This window comes from Rhodococcus sp. P4_E4, from assembly GCF_056401575.1.
Window position 1 is genome coordinate 200114 of the sequence record NZ_JBFUJB010000003.1, and the last position, 20208, is coordinate 220321.

22 protein-coding genes, 1 pseudogene and 1 riboswitch are annotated in these 20208 nt (G+C 62.0%); of the genes and pseudogenes, 11 read left to right on the forward strand and 12 right to left on the reverse strand.

Going from position 1 to position 20208, the window contains the following annotated elements:
* Positions 1–7: 7 nt before the first annotated feature.
* The 5 genes from AC1DVN_RS05330 to AC1DVN_RS05350 all read right to left on the reverse strand — a co-directional run bounded on the left by AC1DVN_RS05330 (position 8) and on the right by AC1DVN_RS05350 (position 4718).
* Positions 8–781: an ABC transporter ATP-binding protein gene (locus tag AC1DVN_RS05330; protein ID WP_019747215.1), complete on the reverse strand. Its 774-nt coding sequence runs from the start codon at positions 779–781 to the stop codon at positions 8–10.
* Positions 778–1818 carry a FecCD family ABC transporter permease gene (locus AC1DVN_RS05335; protein ID WP_020906481.1) on the reverse strand — a complete coding sequence of 347 codons (1041 nt, stop codon included), beginning with the start codon at positions 1816–1818 and terminating at the stop codon, positions 778–780. The genes AC1DVN_RS05330 and AC1DVN_RS05335 overlap by 4 nt, the downstream gene beginning before the upstream one ends.
* Positions 1815–2567: a class I SAM-dependent methyltransferase gene (locus AC1DVN_RS05340; RefSeq protein WP_020906482.1), complete on the reverse strand. Its 753-nt coding sequence runs from the start codon at positions 2565–2567 to the stop codon at positions 1815–1817. The genes AC1DVN_RS05335 and AC1DVN_RS05340 overlap by 4 nt, the downstream gene beginning before the upstream one ends.
* Positions 2568–3581: an ABC transporter substrate-binding protein gene (locus tag AC1DVN_RS05345; RefSeq protein WP_477993606.1), complete on the reverse strand. Its 1014-nt coding sequence runs from the start codon at positions 3579–3581 to the stop codon at positions 2568–2570.
* 58 nt (positions 3582–3639) lie between these two features.
* Positions 3640–3820: riboswitch (cobalamin riboswitch) on the reverse strand.
* Positions 3821–3860: 40 nt separating this feature from the next.
* Positions 3861–4718, reverse strand: coding sequence for a siderophore-interacting protein (locus AC1DVN_RS05350; RefSeq protein ID WP_477993607.1), 858 nt, complete (start codon positions 4716–4718; stop codon positions 3861–3863).
* A 482-nt stretch (positions 4719–5200) separates the two neighbouring features.
* On the opposite strand from AC1DVN_RS05350, the gene AC1DVN_RS05355 reads away from it, so the two are divergent.
* Positions 5201–5992, forward strand: a complete 792-nt coding sequence (locus AC1DVN_RS05355; protein WP_020906486.1) for an SDR family NAD(P)-dependent oxidoreductase — start codon at positions 5201–5203, stop codon at positions 5990–5992.
* A gap of 52 nt (positions 5993–6044) precedes the next feature.
* Here the strand turns inward: AC1DVN_RS05355 and AC1DVN_RS05360 are convergent, their stop codons facing one another.
* Positions 6045–7382: a DUF1254 domain-containing protein gene (locus tag AC1DVN_RS05360; RefSeq protein ID WP_477993608.1), complete on the reverse strand. Its 1338-nt coding sequence runs from the start codon at positions 7380–7382 to the stop codon at positions 6045–6047.
* A 99-nt stretch (positions 7383–7481) separates the two neighbouring features.
* On the opposite strand from AC1DVN_RS05360, the gene AC1DVN_RS05365 reads away from it, so the two are divergent.
* The 4 genes from AC1DVN_RS05365 (at position 7482) to AC1DVN_RS05380 (ending at position 10038) form a co-directional block, all read left to right on the forward strand.
* Entirely contained in the window at positions 7482–7883 is a 402-nt protein-coding gene (locus AC1DVN_RS05365) for a nuclear transport factor 2 family protein (protein WP_029537656.1), read from the forward strand.
* Positions 7884–8047: 164 nt separating this feature from the next.
* Entirely contained in the window at positions 8048–8203 is a 156-nt protein-coding gene (locus AC1DVN_RS05370) for a DUF6131 family protein (RefSeq protein ID WP_003945564.1), read from the forward strand.
* Positions 8204–8339: 136 nt separating this feature from the next.
* Positions 8340–8816: a hypothetical protein gene (locus tag AC1DVN_RS05375; protein ID WP_019747223.1), complete on the forward strand. Its 477-nt coding sequence runs from the start codon at positions 8340–8342 to the stop codon at positions 8814–8816.
* 64 nt (positions 8817–8880) lie between these two features.
* Positions 8881–10038, forward strand: a complete 1158-nt coding sequence (locus tag AC1DVN_RS05380) for an AI-2E family transporter (RefSeq protein WP_019747224.1) — start codon at positions 8881–8883, stop codon at positions 10036–10038.
* Positions 10039–10045: 7 nt separating this feature from the next.
* Here the strand turns inward: AC1DVN_RS05380 and AC1DVN_RS05385 are convergent, their stop codons facing one another.
* Positions 10046–10261: a hypothetical protein gene (locus AC1DVN_RS05385; protein ID WP_019747225.1), complete on the reverse strand. Its 216-nt coding sequence runs from the start codon at positions 10259–10261 to the stop codon at positions 10046–10048.
* Between the two features lie 187 nt (positions 10262–10448).
* Between AC1DVN_RS05385 and AC1DVN_RS05390 the strand changes: the two genes are divergently transcribed.
* Positions 10449–10718 (forward strand): DUF4235 domain-containing protein, encoded by a 270-nt coding sequence (locus tag AC1DVN_RS05390; protein ID WP_007734706.1) that lies wholly within the window; start codon positions 10449–10451, stop codon positions 10716–10718.
* 22 nt (positions 10719–10740) lie between these two features.
* Here AC1DVN_RS05390 and AC1DVN_RS05395 read toward each other — a convergent pair whose 3' ends face one another.
* Positions 10741–11148 carry a RidA family protein gene (locus AC1DVN_RS05395; RefSeq protein ID WP_019747226.1) on the reverse strand — a complete coding sequence of 136 codons (408 nt, stop codon included), beginning with the start codon at positions 11146–11148 and terminating at the stop codon, positions 10741–10743.
* 111 nt (positions 11149–11259) lie between these two features.
* On the opposite strand from AC1DVN_RS05395, the gene AC1DVN_RS05400 reads away from it, so the two are divergent.
* Entirely contained in the window at positions 11260–11475 is a 216-nt protein-coding gene (locus AC1DVN_RS05400) for a BldC family transcriptional regulator (protein ID WP_021333209.1), read from the forward strand.
* A 72-nt stretch (positions 11476–11547) separates the two neighbouring features.
* Here the strand turns inward: AC1DVN_RS05400 and AC1DVN_RS05405 are convergent, their stop codons facing one another.
* The 3 genes and pseudogenes from AC1DVN_RS05405 to AC1DVN_RS05415 form a co-directional block, all read right to left on the reverse strand.
* Positions 11548–12702: an acetyl-CoA C-acetyltransferase gene (locus AC1DVN_RS05405; RefSeq protein ID WP_477993623.1), complete on the reverse strand. Its 1155-nt coding sequence runs from the start codon at positions 12700–12702 to the stop codon at positions 11548–11550.
* Positions 12703–12730: 28 nt separating this feature from the next.
* A pseudogene (locus AC1DVN_RS05410) lies at positions 12731–13324 on the reverse strand (3-oxoacid CoA-transferase subunit B); the annotation flags it as partial.
* Entirely contained in the window at positions 13321–14088 is a 768-nt protein-coding gene (locus AC1DVN_RS05415) for a CoA transferase subunit A (RefSeq protein WP_153211317.1), read from the reverse strand. The gene AC1DVN_RS05415 and the pseudogene AC1DVN_RS05410, both read right to left, overlap by 4 nt.
* Before the next feature lie 167 nt (positions 14089–14255).
* Here AC1DVN_RS05415 and AC1DVN_RS05420 point away from each other — a divergent pair, with 167 nt between their 5' ends.
* Positions 14256–15035 carry an IclR family transcriptional regulator gene (locus tag AC1DVN_RS05420; RefSeq protein WP_019747538.1) on the forward strand — a complete coding sequence of 260 codons (780 nt, stop codon included), beginning with the start codon at positions 14256–14258 and terminating at the stop codon, positions 15033–15035.
* On the opposite strand, the gene AC1DVN_RS05425 is transcribed toward AC1DVN_RS05420, so the two are convergent.
* Complete coding sequence (locus AC1DVN_RS05425; RefSeq protein WP_019747537.1) at positions 15032–15634, reverse strand: helix-turn-helix domain-containing protein; 603 nt, start codon at positions 15632–15634, stop codon at positions 15032–15034. The two genes, AC1DVN_RS05420 and AC1DVN_RS05425, sit on opposite strands and share 4 nt — an antisense overlap.
* 110 nt (positions 15635–15744) lie before the next feature.
* Between AC1DVN_RS05425 and AC1DVN_RS05430 the strand changes: the two genes are divergently transcribed.
* The 3 genes from AC1DVN_RS05430 (at position 15745) to AC1DVN_RS05440 (ending at position 20153) form a co-directional block, all read left to right on the forward strand.
* The gene (locus AC1DVN_RS05430; RefSeq protein WP_477993609.1) at positions 15745–17151 is read left to right on the forward strand and encodes an MFS transporter; all 1407 of its coding nucleotides are present in this window, start codon (positions 15745–15747) and stop codon (positions 17149–17151) included.
* Positions 17152–17247: 96 nt separating this feature from the next.
* Positions 17248–19155: an alkyl/aryl-sulfatase gene (locus AC1DVN_RS05435; protein WP_020968666.1), complete on the forward strand. Its 1908-nt coding sequence runs from the start codon at positions 17248–17250 to the stop codon at positions 19153–19155.
* A 17-nt stretch (positions 19156–19172) separates the two neighbouring features.
* Positions 19173–20153 (forward strand): linear amide C-N hydrolase, encoded by a 981-nt coding sequence (locus tag AC1DVN_RS05440; RefSeq protein ID WP_029254644.1) that lies wholly within the window; start codon positions 19173–19175, stop codon positions 20151–20153.
* Positions 20154–20208: the final 55 nt, after the last annotated feature.

A 20208-nucleotide genomic window follows, 5' to 3' on the forward strand; every position in this document is an offset into this window, starting at 1 on the left:
CGTGCGTCTAATCCGAGCTGGGTGGAAGGTATCTCACGGTGGGTACTCCGCCGGGACCGTCCAGGCGGACTTCGGCATCGACCTGGTAGACCTCGGCTATCAGGTCGGCGGTGAGGACCTCGGTCGGGCTTCCGTGGGCAACGATGGAGCCACGGTTCAGCATCACTATCGAATCGCAGAACATGGCGGCCAGATTCAGATCGTGCAATGCCATGATCGTGGTGGTGGGCAGGCGACGCACGAGCGCGAGCAATTCGAGTTGATGGTTGATGTCCAGGTGATTGGTCGGTTCGTCGAGCAGCAACTCGTGAGGTTCCTGAGCGAGGGCGCGCGCGATCTGCACGCGTTGGCGCTCCCCGCCGGACAGGGTGTGCCACGACCGGTCGAGCATCCCGGAGAGGTTGGTGTGTTCGATCGCCGCGCGGACGGCGTCGCGGTCGGAACCTGAATGCCCGCCCCACAATCCGCGGTGCGGGGTGCGTCCCAATTCGACGACCTCGGCTACCGTCAGGTCGATCTCCGTGTTGCTGTGCTGATCGACGGTGGCAATCCGACGCGCGACATCTCGGCGTTTCCAGTCAGGCAACGGAGTTCGGTCCAGAGTCACCTCCCCGATTGTCGGACGGTTCTGCCCGGCAAGCAGTTTCAGCAGTGTCGATTTTCCCGAACCGTTGGGGCCGAGAAGCCCCACCGTACTTCCGACGGTGGGGGACACGTCGAGGGCGTCGACTATGAGCGCCCCGCCGACCCGCCAGCTGACGCCGGCCGCTTCGAGTGTCATGGCCTGGCCTTTCGTCTCCAGAGGATGACGGCAAACGCAGGCACGCCGACCAACGCGGTTACCACACCGGCCGGGAGTTCCTGCGGCGCAATGGCTGTACGTGCCACAGCGTCGACCCAGACCAGGAAGATCGAGCCGATCAGTGCGGACGCGGGCAGCAGTCGCCGATGGCTCGGACCGACGAGAGCCCGTGCCGCATGCGGGAGGACGAGGCCCACAAAGCCAATGGCGCCTGCGACGCTCACGATCACCGCCGTCATCAAAGCTGTTGCCAACAACAGGGTCACGCGCACTCGCCACACGTTCACCCCCAGCGACGACGCCGCGTCCTCGCCGAAGGCAAAGGCGTCGAGTGCGCGGGAGTGAGTCAGACAGACCACGAGGCCGACGGCGACCACCGCAGCGCAGAGCGCGACGTCGAGCCAGTCGGCGCCGCCGAGTGAGCCCAGGAGCCAGAACATCACGCCGCGAGTCTGCTCGGGATCGGCCGAGGTGATCACGATGAACGAGGTGAGCGCCGAGAACAGTTGGGTCGCGGCGACTCCGGCCAGGATCACCCGATCCGGCGTGCCGCCGGCCGCATGGGCGAGCAGCAACACAAGGGCGAAGGAGATCACCGCGCCGATGAAAGCGCCGCTCGACAAGCCGATCACCCCCGACCCGACTCCGAGGATCACGATCAGTACGGCACCGGTCGAGGCGCCGGACGAGATACCGAGGACAAATGGATCAGCCAGTGGATTGCGAAGCAGAGACTGCATGATCGCCCCGCATAGCCCGAGGCCCGCACCGCAGAGCGCGGCGAGCAGAGTACGTGGCAGACGAAGATCCCACACGATGCCGTCGCGGATAGGGGTGACGTCCGCCGCGGTACCGCCGAGATGGCCGACGACGATCGAGGCCACCTCACCGACCGACAGACCGGCCGGCCCCAACGTGATCGCCACGGCGGCCGACCCGGCCAGCGTGACAACACCGATCACCCACAGCAGGGTGACGGTCGTCGGGTTGTCACGCAGGCGAACTCTTGTCGTCATCTCACGCCGTAGACCACGTAGTCGTCGAACAGTTGCCAGACCGTTCCCGACTCTCGAAAACCTGCTTGCGCGAGCGCCGCCAACTGGAAGTCGACGGCAGTGGGCGCGGTAGCGTCGCGTCCGGCGAATCTGCGCTCACGCTCGTCGGTCAGTGGTCCGATGCCGGGAGTTGCCCGCAACTCCTCCCACCAGCTGTCCCACTCGGGAGCGCCGGCAGCAAAGGCGGAGCGTTGCGTCTGCTCGTCGTGAGCCTTCGCCCATCGACCGATGACGGGGGAGCGGCTGTCGAAGCGGAAGTGATCACCGTTGAGCAGGACTCCGTCAGGGCTCAGCAGTTCGCGGCACTGCCGGTACACCTCGACGAGCTGTTGCGGTTGTAACCAGTGCAGCGCAGTTGTCGACACTATCGCCTGCACCGGCGCAGTCACCGAAGTCGGCCAATCGGTGCTCAGCAGGTCTGCGTCGACCAGCTGCAGTCGGTCACCGAAACGAGTCGACGACTGACGGGCGACTTCCAGCAGCATCGGGTCGTAATCGATCCCCACAACGCTCGCGTGCTTGAACTTCTCGAGGATCCGGGCGCTCAGTGAGCCCGGTCCGCAGGCCAGGTCGACAACCGTGAACGGGGTGTGCGCGTACTGCAATTCGAGAACGTCGAGAATCGCGTCGAATCGCTTTTCGCGGTCGGCGATGTATGCCGCCTGCTGGTCGTCCCACTGACGCACCAGTTCACTGATCTCCGCGGACATCTAGACCACACCCAACTGGCGCAGCCCGTCGGAGAGCTGTTCGATGCCACCGACATTGCGGATCGAGGGATCCATCGTCGTTCCCTCGAGGATGATGTAACGCTTGTTCTTCACTGCGGTGAGCTTGCTGGCGACCGGGTCCGATTCGAGGAACGCGATCTTGTCTGCGGCACTGTCGCCGTCTCCGCCGCGGTCGAGATCTGCGAGCACCAGCACGGTCGGGTCTCGATCGAGCACACTCTCCCAACCGATTTCGGGCCAGTACTGTTTGTTGTCGTCGAAGGCGTTCTTCGCGCCCACCGCGTCGGTCATGATTCCCGGTGCACCGCAGCACCCGGCGAAGTACGGAGTCTTCGTGGCTGCGTACCACCACGCCAGCGTCACGTCTTCGGCTCCCAGCGACGCCGTGGCGGTGGCCGCGCGATCCTTCAAACTCTCGGTCAGCTCGACACCTTTGTCCTTGACGTCGAACAGTGTTGCCACGTCGCCGATTTCGGCGTACAAGTCGTCGAGTGTGAGGGCCTTGCTCTGCTCGGCATCCTGACCGGTGCACTCGCTGGGCGACTGGTACGTCGCGACCCCGAGGTCGGTGAACTTGGTCCGGTCGGCGATGCCTTCCGAGGTGAACGTGTAATTGAAGGTCGTGTAGACCATGTCCGGTTCGCGTTCGAGGACACTCTCGAAGGACGGGAACTCGGTGTCGAAAGCTTGAACCTGACTGCGTGCCTCACGTAATTCGGGGAGTACGTCGTCGTCGCTCATGGCGTAGCCGGCCATCCGGTCCTGCACTCCCAGTGCGAACAGCATTTCGGCCGCAGGCTGATTTACCGCGATCGCCCGTTCGATCGGTCGCTCCACCGTGACGTCTCGGCCACAGTTCTGGACTGTCACGCGCGATTGTTCGGAAGAGTTGGATTGTCGGGCAGCACTGTCGTCGGAGGAGCAGGCAACCAACGACGCGCTCAACAAGGCCGCGACGGCAGCGGCGGGTAGGCGAAGTCTGGACAGACGCATGGAATCTCGTTCTCGCAGGGGCTCGTTCGCGGAGCCCGTTACCGTGTGAACAGGCGCCTGTTGACCCCTGCTGCCAGCCGGTATTCGGACTCGAGATCGCCCCACCCGAGCGCCTTCCCAGATTTTCATCCAGTGGCGTAAGCCCGGGCGGTCACCCTCACCGCTGCGCGTCAGTTCCGGATTCACACCGGATTCCCTGACCCCCTGTGTGGAGGTCCGCTGGCACAGAGGAACTTATCACCGCAGTGCACGGCCGGTCAGGTCGGCCGGTGTACGCGATCAGATCTCGATGGCCAGGTCGTCGATGTCGGTCAGGGTTCCACCGCCGGCGAGGATTCGCTCGTAGTTCTCGCGCCGACGGAGGTCGATTTCGGTGTTGCTGATGCCGCGCTTCCAGTAACCGAATATCGCGACGTCGTCTTTGTCGAGTCCGACGGTCGACCGAAAGTGCTTACGGATTGCGCGCATCTCGTTGCGTTCACCGGCTCCCCACACGACGTAGCTCGCGGGATCGGCGAGCTCGCGTGCTCGTACCGCCAGTGGGCCGTCGGGCTCGGCGAGATCTGCGCTCACGCGGTGAAGCTCCAGGCCGGGGAGGGCGGGCAGTTCGGCGAAAGCGACCTCGTCATCTGTTGTGACCCAGCCGATTCCGACCACGTCGGTAGGTAGCTGCTCGATGATCGAGTACAGCGCAGGTATTGCGGTGCCATCCAGAAAAAGTGCGATCCGTCGACCTGGAACGTCGGGGACCAAGAAGTGTGGTCGCGGACCGGTGAGACCGAAGGTGTCACCGATGGCCAACGCCGCTGCCCACCTCATCATCGGGCTGGTCTGTCCGTGCAGGACCACGTCGATGACGATCGATCCGGTGGCGGAATCGTAGGAACGCACCGTGTACACACGCGAAGCGTCGTCGAAATTGGGCCCGAGATTCATTCGTACGGTGACGTTCGGGCGTGACCAGGTCGGATCGTCGGTCGACTCCGTCAAACGAGCCGTGATCCGCAGCAGGTGGTCGCTCGGTCGCTCCATTGCTTCGACGACGGCGAGAACGTCGTTGAGTCCGCGATTGTGGTCAGCGGTTCGTAGGACGCTCGCCCGGGGAGTTGTTGTGCTCGTGGCGTCTGCATGTGTCATCGACTGTGCTCCTGGATCGGGTTTTCGAGATGCCATCAGGTTAGTGCTGCCTAAGTCGGCACAGTTGTCCAGAAGTGACATCTGATTACCTGAATCAAACCTGCGTCGCGAACAACGCGTTTGAGCGACTTGTACTCGCGCTGCTACGGTGCCTGTGATGTCCATACGCCGCTGTACTCTCGATTCCGGCCGTGCACTGCGCACGGCCCGATTCGGCGTAGCGACATTCCGCCGGGGGCGTAAGGCGATCGACCGCCGCCCCTCTGGTCTTGTCTGGATCGAAAGAGCCTTGGCCGCACCGGCCGGATCCGTCTGACATTCGCCACTTCGGCGAGCATTACCTCGCTGAGATTTCGCAGTGCCACACCTGTTGCAGTGCTGCGTATTTCCCGTACCTGAAGTTTCTCGCGGGTGAGTTGTGAGTGTCGGCGCCGCCGAGCCTGGATTACCAGCCAACTCGTTTTCGTGAAAGGTACACAGCAATGAATCGTTTCGAAGGTCGTCGTATTCTCGTCACCGGCGCAGGATCGGGAATCGGGCAGGCCACCGCGCTGCGGTTGCTCGCCGAAGGTGGCCGCGTGGTCGCTGCCGACATCTCCGAGAAGGGTCTGGCAGACACCCGGAGGTCGGCTGAACATGCCTCGACGGAGGGTCGTCTCGACACCGTCGTCGTCGATATCGGTGACGAGAGTTCCGTCATCACGGTTGTGGGTCAGGCAATTTCGGCTCTCGGGGGATTGGACGTACTGGTCAACGCCGCCGGGATATTGCGAGGCGGGCACACCCACGAGACCTCACTGGACTTGTGGAATCAGGTGATCTCCGTGAACTTGACCGGCACCTTCCTCGTCACTCGTCAGGCACTGCCAGCTCTCCTGGCCACCGGCAACGCAGTGGTGGTGAATTTCAGCTCCACCTCCGCAGCCTTCGCGCACCCGTACATGGCCGCATATGCGGCGAGTAAGGGAGGAATCCAGTCCTTCACTCACGCACTGGCTCTCGAATACGGCAAGCAGGGTCTGCGCGCCGTCGCGGTAGCTCCGGGCAGTGTGAAGAGCGGGATCACCGACACCACGGCGTCGTACCTGCCGGAAGACACCGACTGGTCGCTCTTCGGCAAGCTGTCGCCAATTCTGAGCACTGATCTGGAGTCCGGTGGTGCTCCCATGGCCGGGCCGGAAAGTGTTGCGGGAGTTATCGCGATGCTGGCATCCGACGATGGTGCCTTCATCACCGGCACGGAGATCCGTGTGGACGGCGGCACTCACGCCTGATTCTGTGTCCGTCTGACGGCCTGGCCTGGGGCAGGCCGTCGGACGTGAGCCGTCATTCTCGCGAGCGAGTGATAGCGGGGACGACGTAGAACTGATCGAGTACGGCGGGCGAAGGTTCGTACATTCTCAGGACCGGTCGGAAGTCTCCGCGCGGGCAGGGGAGCCAGTTCGCCTTCGCCGTGGCATCTTTCGGCTCCTCGTGACTGATTGTGATCGTCAACGCACCGTCGGCGTCGTGGACGATGCCGGGAGTGCGGTCGCCGATCGAGTATCGGTCGATGGGGTTCGCCACGAGGAAGAAGTCCGGCACCGAATACATCGTCAGCGACCAGAAGGCGCTCACCGGCGGAGTGGGGTCGAGTCTGATCGTGTAGGTGCGGTTTCCGTTCAATTGCGTTCCCTGATCGTCGACGTAGGTCATGATGTACGCCGCTTCGTAGGGGTGGTTGCCCCACAGCCCGCCCTTGGCCGCCGCCGCTCGTTCGATGATTCGCAACCTGGGATCGGCGATCTTGAATTGTGGATCGTCGATTGCACCGACCTCGAAGTAGTCGAGGTTGTAGTCGAAGGCGTGGAAAGTCAGCTTCCAACCGTTGGCCTCGGGGCTGGAGCCGTGCGTGAGTGCTTCGTGCAGATTCTTCTCTCCGGCGGTCAACCCGTCCGCGAGCGCCGCAGCGTCGTCGGCAGACAGCGATACATAGGGAGAGGTCCCGTGCTCGGTGACTCCGATCGGTGAGAACGAATCCTGGAGTTCTCGATCGCGCGGGGCCGGCGGAAAGGCCTGCGACCAGATGCGGAGTTTCTCGAGGAAGAGGAGGTCCTGGCTGACCTCGGAGTCGGGGACCGGTAGACCGGCCGGAGCCCCGGCGGAGTCGACGACGGTCAGGGTGGTGGCGTCCTGCAAGGCGTGCACGGCGGGGAGGTCGTCGTCGCCGCACGCCCACCGACCGACGATCGATGCAACGGTCGTGGGAAATCTGATCACTGTGGTCTGGGCGGTCGGGGTTCCGGTCCAGGTGGGTGGGACGAGAAGGAAGTCTCCGCTCTTGGTGCCGGTGGCACGGTGCCCGACGTAAGCGAAATTGTTTGTCCAGGCGTCGACGAACTGGAGGACGTAGTAACGGCCATCGGTATCGGGGACGTGCAGCGCAACGGGGCCGACAGAAAGGTCGATCTGCGCCATGGAATACACGGTGTCGTTGTTGATCGTGACAAAAGTATCTGCCGGGCCGGCGAGTGTGCGGGCGTGACTGAAGGTGTTGAAAGGTGCGGCGGGGTTCGCTCCGACACCGTCGTGAACGTACCGATGGACCTGGTCGAGATTGAAAACGAGGGGAAATCCGTAGATGTACGCCTGAGCTGCAAGCTCGGTGCGACTGGTGTCTGTCATCTCTGCCCTCTCGTAGTTCGTCGGTTCGACGTCCACCTTGCGGGAACCCTGCCGTCGAGGCATCACCCGCCGAGGGTGACGACGGTAGAGGGAGAGGCCATGTCGGATCAGGAAACAGCGGTGCTGACTGCAACTGCAGACGAGTGGAACGTCGCGATGTGCTCGAACGACGCCGAACGGATCGGCGACTTCATGGCCGACGACTGGGTGATCGTCTCGGAATCCGGGGTATCCACCAAGGCGGAGTTTCTGGGTTTCGTGGCCTCTGGCGACCTGACTCATTCGGCGATGGATCGCGTCGGGCGCGCTCGCGTGCGTTTCTTCGGTGACGTTGCGCTTTTCACCACGCGGATCACCAATACTGCGCACTACGACGGAAGGCAGTACGACGCCGAGGAGTGGACCACCGACGTGTTCGCCCGGCGAGACGGTCGTTGGCGCTGCGTGTTGAGCCACATCACGCCGGCCGTCGAGGCCAAGATCGAAGGCATCGAACCGTGAGGGATAAGAAAAGGAAAGGCCAATGTTTTAACGCCGACATTATTGGGTAGTAATACGAGTTTCGTATTGATGATGTCGATTATCGGATTTCTTGATTGTGAAGTTTTTGTAGTAGCGTCAGTTGAGTAGATCATTTCTATACGCATACCGGATGAGGTTCTCACATGATTGTTCTCGGCATTATTCTGGCGTTGATCGGCTTTTTCACGGGGTTGAGCATTCTGACCACCGTCGGCATCATTTTGGTCGTCGTAGGTGCAGTTTTGTCCATCCTCGGTGCTACCGGGCGTGCAGTGGGCGGACGAAAAGTCTGGTATTGATCGATACTGCGCGAGTAGCTGAGAAGGCGGTACCTGATCTCTTCGGAGATCGAGTACCGCTTTTTCGTTCTCCAATTGATTTTCGGTGTCTCTGCCCGAAAGTATCGCTCTGAGCTGCGTCGGGTAAACATGAAGGATGCTTTCTCGAGATCATGCGGAAGAGAAACCTGTGGAGAGATTCAGGTTTCCTCGCAGATGGAATCAAGTTGACGAGTCACGCCGCGGTTTGGTGTTGGCGTGGGTGGCCTTCACACTGACGTTCGGTGGAGCACGTCTGGTGACCTGGTTGATCCAGATCGACACCAGGGACGTCGGCGACATCAGTGCCGGTGGGACGCACCTTCACCATTACCTGTGGGGAATTCTCCTGTTGGCCGGGGTGGCGATCTTCGGCCTCGTAGACCGAAGCCCTCGCGCACGAACATGGATGGGCATCGCGTTGGGTATTGCACTCGGGCTCATCGTCGACGAGGCCGCGTTGCTGATCACTCTCGACGACGTCTACTGGCAGAGCGACGGTTGGCCCAGTATCGCCATCGCAGTGTCGATCATCGGAGTTGTGGGAACCGGGCTGGCACTGACCCGAAGCGGAGCGGAGAGGCCTCGAGGTTGATCCGACTACGGCACGGGTACTCACTCCCGTGCCGGGAAGTCGCGCGGATCGTGAGGTGGCTTGAATGGATCCCAGTTCCGCAGACCGTTCACCGGACTCCGAAAGTGAAGTCCAAGCCGTAGATCCGATGGTGGAAGCGGAACGCGAAGCCGCAGCATTGGCGACGCCTGTCCGGCCGCTGGGTGAGCCCGGACCGAGATTCGACCGTCGGTCACCGTTCTTCATCGGTCTGAGCGCCGCGGCCGGAGTTGCCGTGACTTATGCGGTGATCGAAGTGCTGCTTGCGGCGCGAGGCATGCTGATCCTGATCGTGGTCGCGCTGTTTCTCGCGGTGGGCATCGAACCGATGATCGTCTGGCTGGAGCGGAGACATTTCCGGCGCTGGATCGCAGTCACCGTGGTACTCCTCGGAATTGCAGTGATGTTGGCGCTGTTTCTCGTTGCTGCGATCACCCCGCTGGTCGAGCAGGGACGTCAGTTTGCATCGCACGCTCCCGAACTCCTGACACACATTCGTGACCGGTACCCGATCGTCAACGACCTCGACGAGAAGTATCACCTCGAGCAGCACCTCACCACGCAACTGGATGGTTCGGGTTCTGCGCTCGCGACGGGTTTGCTCGGTGCGGGGCGGGCGGTGTTCAGCGCAGTCGCCGACGCCGGAATCGTTGCTGTACTGACGACGTACTTCTTGATCGACTATCCACGAATCCGCACGAATCTGTATCGGCTGGTGCCACATTCGCGGCGGCCCCGAGCAATCGCCATCGGTGATCAGATACTGGCAGGTGTGGGTGGGTACGTCCTCGGCAATGTTCTGATCTCCGTGATCACCGCAGTGTGCACCTTCGCGTGGTTGTTGATCTTCGACGTGCCGTACCCGTTGATCCTGGCGCTGCTGGTCGCTCTGCTCGATCTGATCCCGATAGTCGGTTCCACGATTGCAGGGGTTATCGTCGCCCTGGTCTCCCTGACAGTCTCTGTCCCAACGGCATTGGCGACAGTTGCATTCTTCATCGCGTTACGTCTGCTCGAGGACTACCTGCTCGTTCCGAAGATCATCGGGAAGACGGTAGCGGTCCCGGCGTTGGTGACTGTGGTCGCGGTCCTGTTGGGCGGAGCGTTGCTCGGTATTGTCGGTGCGTTGCTGGCGATTCCGGTCGCTGCGGCCTTGCTGTTGCTCGCAAGAGAAACGCTCTTCCCCCGCCTCGACGCTTCTTGACGGATTTCTATCGGACGCTTCGCGCGCGACGCCGCGAACCAGGATTCGGCTTGGGGCACATCCGAGTCGGGATGGTTTCCCCTTCGTCGGTGATACGGAATACCGATACTTTCTCGCTACACCCGTGATTCAGATCGACCGCGTATGCGATGGCGGCGCGATCCGAGACGAAATCTTCCATCACCGTCGTACCGTCCGGTAGTTCGATTCTGTAGTTTTCCATGACTTACACAACCTTCTTTCGCTAAGACGATCCTACCCGGCCTGCGAAATGGCAAACCGTGGAACATAACGTGCGACAGTCAACTTCGCGCCGCGCCGGTGCAATGTTTCGACAGTTCGCCTGTGGGGTAGTGAGAGTCGGTCAGCCCGCTCAGGCGGTACGAATCGAACCATGGAGGATCCGCGCAATGAGCGCAGTATCGAAAGCGATGTACAAGCCACTCTCACTGGCGACGAGCGTCCTCGGCGGCATTCTGGCCGGCGCCGTCTTCCAACAGGTGTGGAAGCGCATCGGTGACGACAAGAATGCGCCCGAGCCAAAAGATTTGAGCAGGTCGAGTAAGGAAGTCCTGATCGCCGCCGCCCTGCAGGGAGCCATCTTCGCTGTTGTGCGAGCCGCTGTGGATCGTGCGGGGGCAAAGGGCTACCAGGCCCTTGCTCACGAAGATCCCCGGTAGGAACGCCCGGTTCGGTTCGAGTTCAGTCGACGACGGCCGCGATTGCCTCGATCTCGACCAGTTGATCGTCGTAACCGAGAACGGTCACACCCATCAGAGTGCTTGGGGCGTCGTGATCACCGAACGCGTCGCGGACTACCTCCCACGCAGCAACGAGGTCGGCTTGATTGCTCGACGCCACCAGGACGCGGGTGTTGATCACGTCGGTGATGGACGCGCCCGCGTCCGAGAGAGCTGTTCTCAGGTTGTCGACGGCCTTGGCTGCCTGTCCTGCGTAGTCGCCGATGGCGGCAGTGGAGCCGTCCTCGTTCAACGGGCAGGATCCGGCCAGGAAGATCAGTCGAGCCTCGGCGGGAGCCGTTGCTGCATAGGCGTATTCAGCGACCGATGAGAGTGATGTGGAACGGATCAGAGTTACCGACTTCGACATATTTTCCCCAAGGAATAGTAAAGTTTTGCAGCGAGTCTTTCACAGCGCGCCAGGGGTTGCCAATTCATTGTCGGACCCATCCATCCACGCTACGGCTACGAATCACTGTCAATGAGCCGAGAAGAAGAGCACGCAGCATCTGTCGACGAATGGCTGACAACCAAACAGGTTGCCGCACTGTTCCATGTCGACAGGACCACGGTGTCCAGGTGGGCGAGGGAGGGCAAGGTCGGCACTCTGAGAACGCTTGGCGGACATCGGAGATACCGACGTTCGGAGATCGAGAAGTTGTTGCGTAACCGTTTGACGACGCTTGATCCGAACTAGCCTCCGACATGAAACAGACAGGTCGCCGAGCACGATGAGGGCTCGGCGACCTGTCTGGTCAGGATGAAGTAATTACGCCTTGGGGACGCGGATGATGAGTGCGTCGCCTTGTCCGCCGCCGCCGCAGAGTGCGGCTGCGCCGATGCCGCCGCCGCGGCGTTGCAGTTCGAGGGCGAGGTGCAGGGCGATGCGGGCGCCGGACATGCCGAGGGGGTGTCCGACGGCGATGGCGCCGCCGTTGACGTTGACCTTGGCGGGGTCGAGGCCGAGTTCGCGGGTGGAGGCGATCCCGACGGCGGCGAACGCTTCGTTGATTTCGACGAGGTCGAGGTCGGTGGGGTCGATGCCTTCCTTGGCGCAGGCCTTGGCGATGGCGCGGGCGGGTTGGGACTGGAGGGTGGAGTCGGGTCCGGCGACGACGCCGTGGGCGCCGATTTCCGCGATCCAGGTCAGGCCGAGTTCTTCGGCTTTGGTTTTGCTCATCACGATCACGGCGGCGGCGCCGTCGGAGATCGGGGAGGCGGAGCCGGCGGTGATGGTGCCGTCCTTGCTGAACGCGGGACGCAGTTTGCCGAGGGATTCGGTGGTGGTGTCGGCGCGGATGCCTTCGTCCTGSGCGAAGACGATCGGSTCGCCCTTGCGTTGGGGGATGGAGACGGGGACTACTTCGTTGTCGAAGTAGCCGTCTTTCCAGGCGCGGGCCGCGTTCTGGTGTGAGGCGGCGGCGAAGGCGTCCTGCTCGGCGCGGGTGATGTGGGYGGTTTCTTGTTGGTTGACTTGTTCGGTGAGCAGGCCCATGGCCTGGTCGGTGAAGATGTCGTGGAGGCCGTCGTAGGCCATGTGGTCGCGGAGGGTGACGTCGCCGTATTTGAAGCCTTCGCGGCTTTTTTCGAGCATGTGGGGTGCGCGGGACATCGATTCCTGCCCGCCGGCGACGACGATGTCGAATTCKCCGGCGCGGATGAGTTGGTCGGCGAGGGCGATGGCGTCGATGCCGGAGAGGCACACTTTGTTGATGCTCAGGGCGGGGACGTTCATGGGGATGCCGGCGGCGACGGCGGCTTGGCGGGCGGGCATCTGGCCGGCGCCGGCGGTGAGGACCTGTCCCATGATGACGTAGTCGACTTGTTCGGGGGCGACTCCGGACTTGTCGAGGGCGCCTTTGATGGCGATGCCGCCGAGGTCGGACCCGGAGAGGTCTTTCAACGATCCGAGGAGTCGACCCATCGGGGTACGAGCTCCCGCAACAATCACAGAGTTCACGCAGGACGAGTGGGCCTTCGTCGCTCACATCGATGACGGCTAGGTTGGTGATGATCCGATTCACCACGCCCTGGCCGGTCAGGGGCAGGGTGCATGCGTCGACGATCTTGGGGTTGCCGTCGCGGTCGTTGTGCTCCATGACGACGATGACACGCCGGGCACCGTGGACGAGGTCCATTGCGCCGCCCATTCCCTTGACCATCTTGCCGGGGACCATCCAGTTTGCGAGGTCACCCGTCTTCGACACCTGCATGCCGCCGAGAACGGCGGTGTCGATGTGGCCGCCGCGGATCATCCCGAACGAGAGGGCCGAATCAAAATATGCCGCACCGGGATTGACGGTCACGGTCTCCTTGCCGGCGTTGATGAGGTCAGGATCGACGTTGTCCTCGGTGGGATACGGTCCGGTACCGAGAATTCCGTTCTCCGAGTGCAGGACCACACGAACGTCCGAGCCCAGGTATCCGGGAATCAGTGTGGGAAGACCGATTCCGAGATTGACGTACTCGCCGTCGATCATCTCTGCAGCCGCCCGCGCTGCCATCTGCTGGCGCGTCCAACCCGTCACTGTCACTGGTGCGGTCATCGTGAGGTTCCTTCCGAAGCGCTGACGGTTCGCTTTTCGATTCGCTTGTTCTGAGGGCCGGTGTGCACAATTCTCTGCACGAAGACTCCGGGCAGGTGTACCGATGCCGGGTCGATTTCACCGGGCTCGACCAGACGTTCCACCTGAGCAATGGTGACCCGTCCCGCCATCGCGGCGAGCGGGTTGAAGTTCATCGCGGTCTTGTCGAACACGAGGTTGCCGTCGGTGTCACCGAGAACAGCGTGCACGAGTGCGTAGTCGGCGTTGATCGCCTCTTCCATCACGTAACGCTTGGTTCCGAAGACGCGAGTCTCCTTCGGAGGCGATGCAATAGCGATCGAGCCGTCGGCGTCGTAGCGCCAGGGCATTCCGCCGTCGGAGATGGGGCTACCCACTCCGGCCGGTGTGAAGAATGCGGGGATTCCGGTTCCGCCGGCGCGCAGACGCTCGGCGAGCGTGCCTTGCGGCGTCAGTTCCACTTCGAGTTCGCCGGCCAGGTACTGCCGGGCGAACTCCTTGTTCTCACCGACGTACGACGCGGTCACCCGTCGGATACGTCCGGCGCTCAGCAAGATTCCGAGACCGTGATCGTCGACGCCGCAGTTGTTGGAGAACACCTCGAGGTCGGTTGCACTCGTTGCTGCGATCGCGTCGATCAATACGTCGGGGATGCCGCACAAACCGAATCCGCCGACGGCCAGCGTTGCTCCGTCGACGATGTCGGCGACCGCGTCCGCCGCGGACTCGTACACCTTTGCTGTCATGTTTTCTCCCTGCCAAGCGTTCATTGAGTAGACACTCACTCACTTCGCTATCCAGTGAACTATCTCCAGTTCACAGGTTCAAGGGATCTTGAATATCAAGACAGAACTGATCGACTGCTGACCATCTGAAGAAAATTCGTTCACTGAATGGACGCTAGGATGAACTCATGCCTACTCACGAGCAATCACCGGCCATGGTCGCGCGGGTGGCGGCACTTCTGCGAGCCCTCGGCGCCTCTGAGCCAACGGGCATTTCCACCACGGAATTGGGCAAGGTCACCGGCCTCGCTCGGCCCACCGCGCACCGACTGCTCACGTCTTTGGCTGCCGAAGGACTGGTCGACCGTGACGCACGAACCGGTCGGTGGTCTCTCGGCCCGGAGTTGTACCTCCTGGGCGCCGCGGCCGGAAATCGGTACGACATCACCGACCGCGCTCGCGACATCGTCGACGACCTCGCCCGGGTCACGGGGGAGAGTGCATTCCTCTCGGCACGTCGCGGCGACGAGACCGTCTGCATCTTGAGTCAGGAAGGCAGTTTTCCGCTGCGATCTCACGTGCTGCACGAGGGGAAGCGATTCCCGTTGGGGGTCGCGTCGGCGGGGCTTGCCATCTTGAGTCACCTACCGACGCGGGACGTCGACGACTATTTCGCCCGAGTGAATCTGGAGTCGGAATGGGGTGAGATCCACAGTGAGGCATCAATCCGCGAGCGAATCGAGTCGACGCGTGTCACCGGCTATGCCGTCAATCCAGCCCTCATCGTCGAGGGAAGCTGGGGGATGGGTGCCGCGGTGTTCGACCGCAACGGGCGCCCGGACTGGGCGCTGAGTCTGACCGGAGTGGAAACCCGTTTTCGGCCCGCGCGTCATGCCGAGTTGGGAACGCTACTTCTCGAGTATGCTCATACGCTGTCGAACCGACTGAAAACGCATGCAGTGATCTAACTTTCGGGTACCGGTTCGTGCGCAGTAGTAGTTTTTGCCTTCGTGCGTACGTGCGCCTTTTCGCCCTGCGGGCCGAACAGATGCAAGATCTCCACGACCTGTTCATCGGCGGGCCCGAACCAATGGGGCTCGGCGGTGTCGAACTCCGCGACTTCACCGGGGTGCAGGACAACCTCGTTCGTACCCAGAATGAGACGCAGATCCCCGGCGAGCACGTAGAGCCATTCGTAGCCGGCGTGGGTGACGAGCTTCGGTGGACGTGGACCGATCACCTGTTTGAACACCTGCACCCGGCCCGGATAGCGCGTCAACGGAACGACGGCACTGCCGTTCTTGCGTCGGCTCGGGGTGAGATGGACCCGAGGATCGCCCGTGGCGGGAGCGCCGACGAGTTGGTCCAGCGCGACCCGGTGAGCACGCGCGAGCGGTAACAGCAGATCGAGGGTGGGACGACGCTTACCCGATTCGAGTCGCGACAGTGCGCTGACGGAGATGCCGGTGGCGTCGGACAGGGCCTCGAGGGTCAAATCGCGATCCCGACGAAGTGTGCGCAGTCTCGGCCCGATATCGGTAAGCAACTGCTCGAGTTCGGCGTCCATGCGCTCATCTTTGCAGTTTCTGCAAATTTCTTACCGGCTTTGCAGGCCGGGTTGCGACGATCCTTTCGACTGGCGAGCACGGCAGAACACTTCGAGAGATGGAGTCCGAGATGAAACCTTCGAGCGGGATCGACGAACCGCAAGTGATCGGACTTGACGCACGCCGCCGGTGGGGCATTCTGGCCATCTGCTGCACGAGCTTGTTCGTCGTCGGGTTGGACACGACCATCGTCAACGTCGCTCTCCCCGCGATCGGGGAGGGATTCGGCGTCGGAACCGTTGGTCTCGAATGGATCGTCAACGCGTACACACTCGTCTTGGCGAGCTTGCTGATCTCGTCCGGCGCCCTGGCCGACAGGTTTGGTAGAAGGCGGATCTTCCAGATCGGACTGGTCGTTTTCGGGGTGGCGTCGATCGTCTGCGCGCTGGCCCCGTCGGTGGGAGTTCTGATTGCGGCGAGGATCGCGCAGGGAGTCGGTGGGTCGATGCTCAGTCCGGTGGCCCTGGCGATCGTCGTCAACGTGATGACAGACCCGAAGGAGCGAGCCAAGGCGATCGGCGTGTGGGCTGCGGTCTTCGGTCTGAGCATGGCAGCAGGACCGATAGTCGGCGGAGTCCTCATCGAGAGCTTCGGCTGGAGATCCGTTTTCTGGATCAATGTGCCCGTCATCGCAGTCGTTCTCGTGCTGACCGCGGTGTTCGTACCGCAGTCCCGGGCTGAACAACCTCGACGTCTCGACTTACCGGGGCAGGTGCTTCTGATGGTCGTCGTGGGCGGATCCGTGGCTCTGCTCATCGAAGGCCCACGAATCGGGTGGCTGGCCTCCGGTGCAATCGCGGGTTACGTCGCCGTCGCTGCCGCGCTGGCAGCGTTCGTCCGCGTCGAATCGAGAAAGAGCGAGCCGCTCATGGACCCCTCGCTGTTTCGGCACCGGCCGTTCACCGCGGCAGTCCTCGGCGCGATCGTGGTGTTCGTGGCTCTCAACGCGACGCTGCTTCTGGGCACCTTCTACCTTCAACAGGCGCGTGAAATGACTCCCGCCGCCGCGGGCGCGATGACACTACCGATGGCAGTCGCGGCAACCATCTGTGCGCCGTTGTCGGGGATTCTCGTCGGGCGCTTCGGTGCACGATTGCCGTTGCTGATCGCCGGAAGCTTCACCGCGCTCGGCGGACTGTGCCTGGTCTCTCTCGAGAACAGCACAGGCACTTCGACGTTGCTCGTCGCGTACCTGTTCCTCGGTATCGGCTTCGGTTTCTCGAATGCTCCGATCACCAACACCGCCGTCAACGGACTACCGAGATCGCAGGCAGGCCTTGCCGGCGGGATCACCTCCAGTGCAAGGCAGTTCGGCGCTGCTCTCGGTGTGGCGCTGGCCGGCGGCATGATCGCAGGCAGCGCACAATCAGACATCGCCGAGGCATCGAGAGCGGGTTGGATCCTTGTTGTCGCCTGTGGGCTCGTGGTTCTTGTCATCGCCCTGGCGTCGGGAGGTTCCGAGAAGACGAAGGGGTGAGGAGCGTGAGTTCACCCTGCGCGGGTGATTCCAACGCCGCTGCCGCCGGATAGAGATTATGGGGTATCTGATCGTCGTATCCGAGCGGGGAGAGCCATGTGCCAGACACCTAAGGACGCAACACCGGCCACCGTGGCGGTGAACCGCGAAGCGGTCACGCGGTACGCCATGGATGACCGGCAAGATTTTGTCGACGCGGATCGTGGCTTGATCGCACCGTTGCCTGGCAATGTTCTCGGCGACGACGGGCATGTGGTCTTCGACCCCGAGGCATTGGCGTACATCGGTGACGACGTTCCGGCGCCGGACACCGTCAATCCCAGTTTGTGGCGCCAGAGTCAGGTAATTCGCCGGGGTGGGCTCTACCAGGTGACGGATCGCCTCTACCAGGTGAGAAACAACGACATCGCAAACCTGACGGTCGTCGAGGGTGACGAAGGCCTGATCATCATCGACTGCATGGCGGGAGTCGAATCAGCGCGCCAGGGCATGAAGATGATTCGCGAGCACATCAGCGACAAGCCGGTTGCAGCGATCATCTACACGCACACCCATATCGACCACTACGGCGGAGTCAAAGGCATTATCGACGTCGAGGACGTTGCATCGGGAAAGGTGCCGATCATCGCGCCGGGCACGATCGCATCGTTCGACAAGTTCGCAATCGGCGAGAATGTTGTCGCCGGCAATGCCATGGCGAGGCGGTCGTTCTATGCCTTCGGCGGATTGCTCGACCTCGGTCCGAAAGGGGCGGTCTCGTGCGGGATCGGCGTGCTCAGCACCAAAGGCCCTCAGATCTCGTATATTTCCCCCACCGACGGCATCACCGAAACCGGAACGAAGCGAGAAATTGCGGGTCTGGAGTTCGAATTCCTCTATGCACCCGATACCGAGGCTCCGGAGGAGATGCACATCTGGATCCCCGAACTCGCCGCACTGACGTGTGCGGAGAACGCAAATCATTCACTCCACAACATCCAGACCCTGCGCGGTGCGCGTACCCGCGATGCCCGTAATTTCGCGCGATACCTGGACGAGACTTTGGAACGGTGGGGCGACGACGCGGCGGTTCACTACGGACCGCACACATGGCCGGTGTGGGGCAACGAGAACCTCGTTGGCTTCATCGAATCACAAAGGGATACCTACAAATACATTCACGACCAGGCGCTCCGGCTGGCGAACAAGGGATACACGCCGCTCGAAGCTGCCGAGGTGATCGAGCTACCCGAGGAACTCGGCCGCAAGTGGCACAACCGCGGTTACCACGGAACTTTGCATCATGACGTGCGTGCCGTGTACACCAAGGAATTGGGAATGTGGGACGGCGATCCGGTGACGCTTCATCCACATCCACCGGTCGAGTCGGCGAAGAGGTTCGTCGATCTCCTTGGGGCGCAGAAGATCCTGGATGAGGGTAAGCGAGCATTCGACGCCGCAGACTACCGGTGGGCGGCAGAGATCCTGCACAAGTTGGTGTTCGCTCAACCGGAGAACACCGAGGCGAAGAACCTTCAGGCTGACGTCTACGAGCAGATGGGGTATCAAGCCGAGGGACCTCAGTGGCGAGGTATCTACCTTTCGGCAGCGTTGGAATTGCGTGAGGGCTCGCAACCCCCGCCGTACATCACTGCGAGCGAAGACAGCGTCCTCGCGATGCCCATCGATATCTTGTTCGACTTCGTAGCAGTGCATCTCATCGGAGACAAGGCAACTGACGTCGACCTCCACATCGATTTCGTGTTCACCGATCACGACGACGAGACCTGGACGGCCTGGGTCAGGCGCGGCGTCCTCAATGCCCGCCGGGGAGCGGCGTCGAACACGCAACTGACGGTGTCCGGGCCGAAAGCTGCACTGATCGGCGCACTTCTGCAACCGGGCGCGGCTGCGGAACTTGCCAAAGCCGGGAAGATTTCGCTCACCGGAGACGAATCGGCGCTGGAGACATTGGGAGGGCTGCTGGATACCTTCGATCCCAGTTTCAATATCGTCACGCCGTGAGGAAGGGATAGTTTTCGATGTGTACACGCTTGGTCTACTTGGGGCCCAACGACACTGTGATCACTGCTCGATCGATGGATTGGAAGGTCGATCTCGGAACCAATCTCTGGGCATTTCCGCGGGGCATGACGCGCGAGGGTTGCGCGGGTCCGAACTCGATTCAGTGGACGTCGAAATACGGAAGTGTTGTCGCAACGGCCTACGACATGTGCACAACCGATGGGGTCAACGAGGCAGGACTGTCTGCAAATCTCTTGTGGTTGGTCGAGTCCGAGTACCCGGCATACGACGGCTCGACTCCGGGTCTGTCCATCGCAGCGTGGGCGCAGTATGTTCTGGATTGTTTTGCGACAGTTCAGGAAGCAGTCGAGGTCTTGGCAGCGGAACCGTTCACCGTCGTGACTGCTGCTGTTCCCGGTGAAGACCGTCTCGCTACCCTTCACATGTCACTCTCGGACGCCAGGGGAGACAGTGCGATCATCGAATACGTCGGTGGACGCGCGACTATTCATCACAGCCGTGAGTACCAGGTGATGACAAATTCTCCGATCTTCGATCAGCAACTCGCGGTCAACGAGTACTGGAAGCAGATCAACGGGACTGTGATGCTGCCCGGAACGAACCGTGCCGCTGACAGATTCGCCCGCGCGTCGTTCTACGTGGATGCGATACCCCAGACGGACGATCCGCGGTCCGCGTTGGCGTCGACGTTCAGTGTTATTCGCAATGTCTCGGTGCCGCTGGGTATTTCGACTCCAGACGAGCCCAACATCTCGTCGACCCGCTGGCGTACGGTGGTCGATCACAAACGCACGCTCTATTTCTTCGAGTCCGCGATGACCCCGAATACGTTCTGGGTGGATGTGGCGTCGATGGATCTCGGGGAGGGGACGCCCGTCCGCAAGCTCGGGCTGGGCCCGAACGAGAGCACGGTCTACTCCGGAGACTCCACCGACCAGTTCGAACGGGCGGAGGCATTCACGTTCGCAGGAGCGTAGGGATTCGGGGGACCCACGAAAACCCAATTGTGAAACTTCTTGACATTTCTACTCC

Excerpts from the sequence above, each read along its gene's own strand:
- AC1DVN_RS05330 (WP_019747215.1), bottom strand. The coding sequence starts at position 781 with ATGACACTCGAAGCGGCCGGCGTCAGCTGGCGGGTCGGCGGGGCGCTC.
- AC1DVN_RS05335 (WP_020906481.1), bottom strand. The coding sequence starts at position 1,818 with ATGACGACAAGAGTTCGCCTGCGTGACAACCCGACGACCGTCACCCTG.
- AC1DVN_RS05340 (WP_020906482.1), bottom strand. The coding sequence starts at position 2,567 with ATGTCCGCGGAGATCAGTGAACTGGTGCGTCAGTGGGACGACCAGCAG.
- AC1DVN_RS05345 (WP_477993606.1), bottom strand. The coding sequence starts at position 3,581 with ATGCGTCTGTCCAGACTTCGCCTACCCGCCGCTGCCGTCGCGGCCTTG.
- AC1DVN_RS05350 (WP_477993607.1), bottom strand. The coding sequence starts at position 4,718 with ATGACACATGCAGACGCCACGAGCACAACAACTCCCCGGGCGAGCGTC.
- AC1DVN_RS05355 (WP_020906486.1), top strand. The coding sequence starts at position 5,201 with ATGAATCGTTTCGAAGGTCGTCGTATTCTCGTCACCGGCGCAGGATCG.
- AC1DVN_RS05360 (WP_477993608.1), bottom strand. The coding sequence starts at position 7,382 with ATGACAGACACCAGTCGCACCGAGCTTGCAGCTCAGGCGTACATCTAC.
- AC1DVN_RS05365 (WP_029537656.1), top strand. The coding sequence starts at position 7,482 with ATGTCGGATCAGGAAACAGCGGTGCTGACTGCAACTGCAGACGAGTGG.
- AC1DVN_RS05370 (WP_003945564.1), top strand. The coding sequence starts at position 8,048 with ATGATTGTTCTCGGCATTATTCTGGCGTTGATCGGCTTTTTCACGGGG.
- AC1DVN_RS05375 (WP_019747223.1), top strand. The coding sequence starts at position 8,340 with ATGCTTTCTCGAGATCATGCGGAAGAGAAACCTGTGGAGAGATTCAGG.
- AC1DVN_RS05380 (WP_019747224.1), top strand. The coding sequence starts at position 8,881 with ATGGATCCCAGTTCCGCAGACCGTTCACCGGACTCCGAAAGTGAAGTC.
- AC1DVN_RS05385 (WP_019747225.1), bottom strand. The coding sequence starts at position 10,261 with ATGGAAAACTACAGAATCGAACTACCGGACGGTACGACGGTGATGGAA.
- AC1DVN_RS05390 (WP_007734706.1), top strand. The coding sequence starts at position 10,449 with ATGAGCGCAGTATCGAAAGCGATGTACAAGCCACTCTCACTGGCGACG.
- AC1DVN_RS05395 (WP_019747226.1), bottom strand. The coding sequence starts at position 11,148 with ATGTCGAAGTCGGTAACTCTGATCCGTTCCACATCACTCTCATCGGTC.
- AC1DVN_RS05400 (WP_021333209.1), top strand. The coding sequence starts at position 11,260 with ATGAGCCGAGAAGAAGAGCACGCAGCATCTGTCGACGAATGGCTGACA.
- AC1DVN_RS05415 (WP_153211317.1), bottom strand. The coding sequence starts at position 14,088 with ATGACAGCAAAGGTGTACGAGTCCGCGGCGGACGCGGTCGCCGACATC.
- AC1DVN_RS05420 (WP_019747538.1), top strand. The coding sequence starts at position 14,256 with ATGCCTACTCACGAGCAATCACCGGCCATGGTCGCGCGGGTGGCGGCA.
- AC1DVN_RS05425 (WP_019747537.1), bottom strand. The coding sequence starts at position 15,634 with ATGGACGCCGAACTCGAGCAGTTGCTTACCGATATCGGGCCGAGACTG.
- AC1DVN_RS05430 (WP_477993609.1), top strand. The coding sequence starts at position 15,745 with ATGAAACCTTCGAGCGGGATCGACGAACCGCAAGTGATCGGACTTGAC.
- AC1DVN_RS05435 (WP_020968666.1), top strand. The coding sequence starts at position 17,248 with ATGTGCCAGACACCTAAGGACGCAACACCGGCCACCGTGGCGGTGAAC.
- AC1DVN_RS05440 (WP_029254644.1), top strand. The coding sequence starts at position 19,173 with ATGTGTACACGCTTGGTCTACTTGGGGCCCAACGACACTGTGATCACT.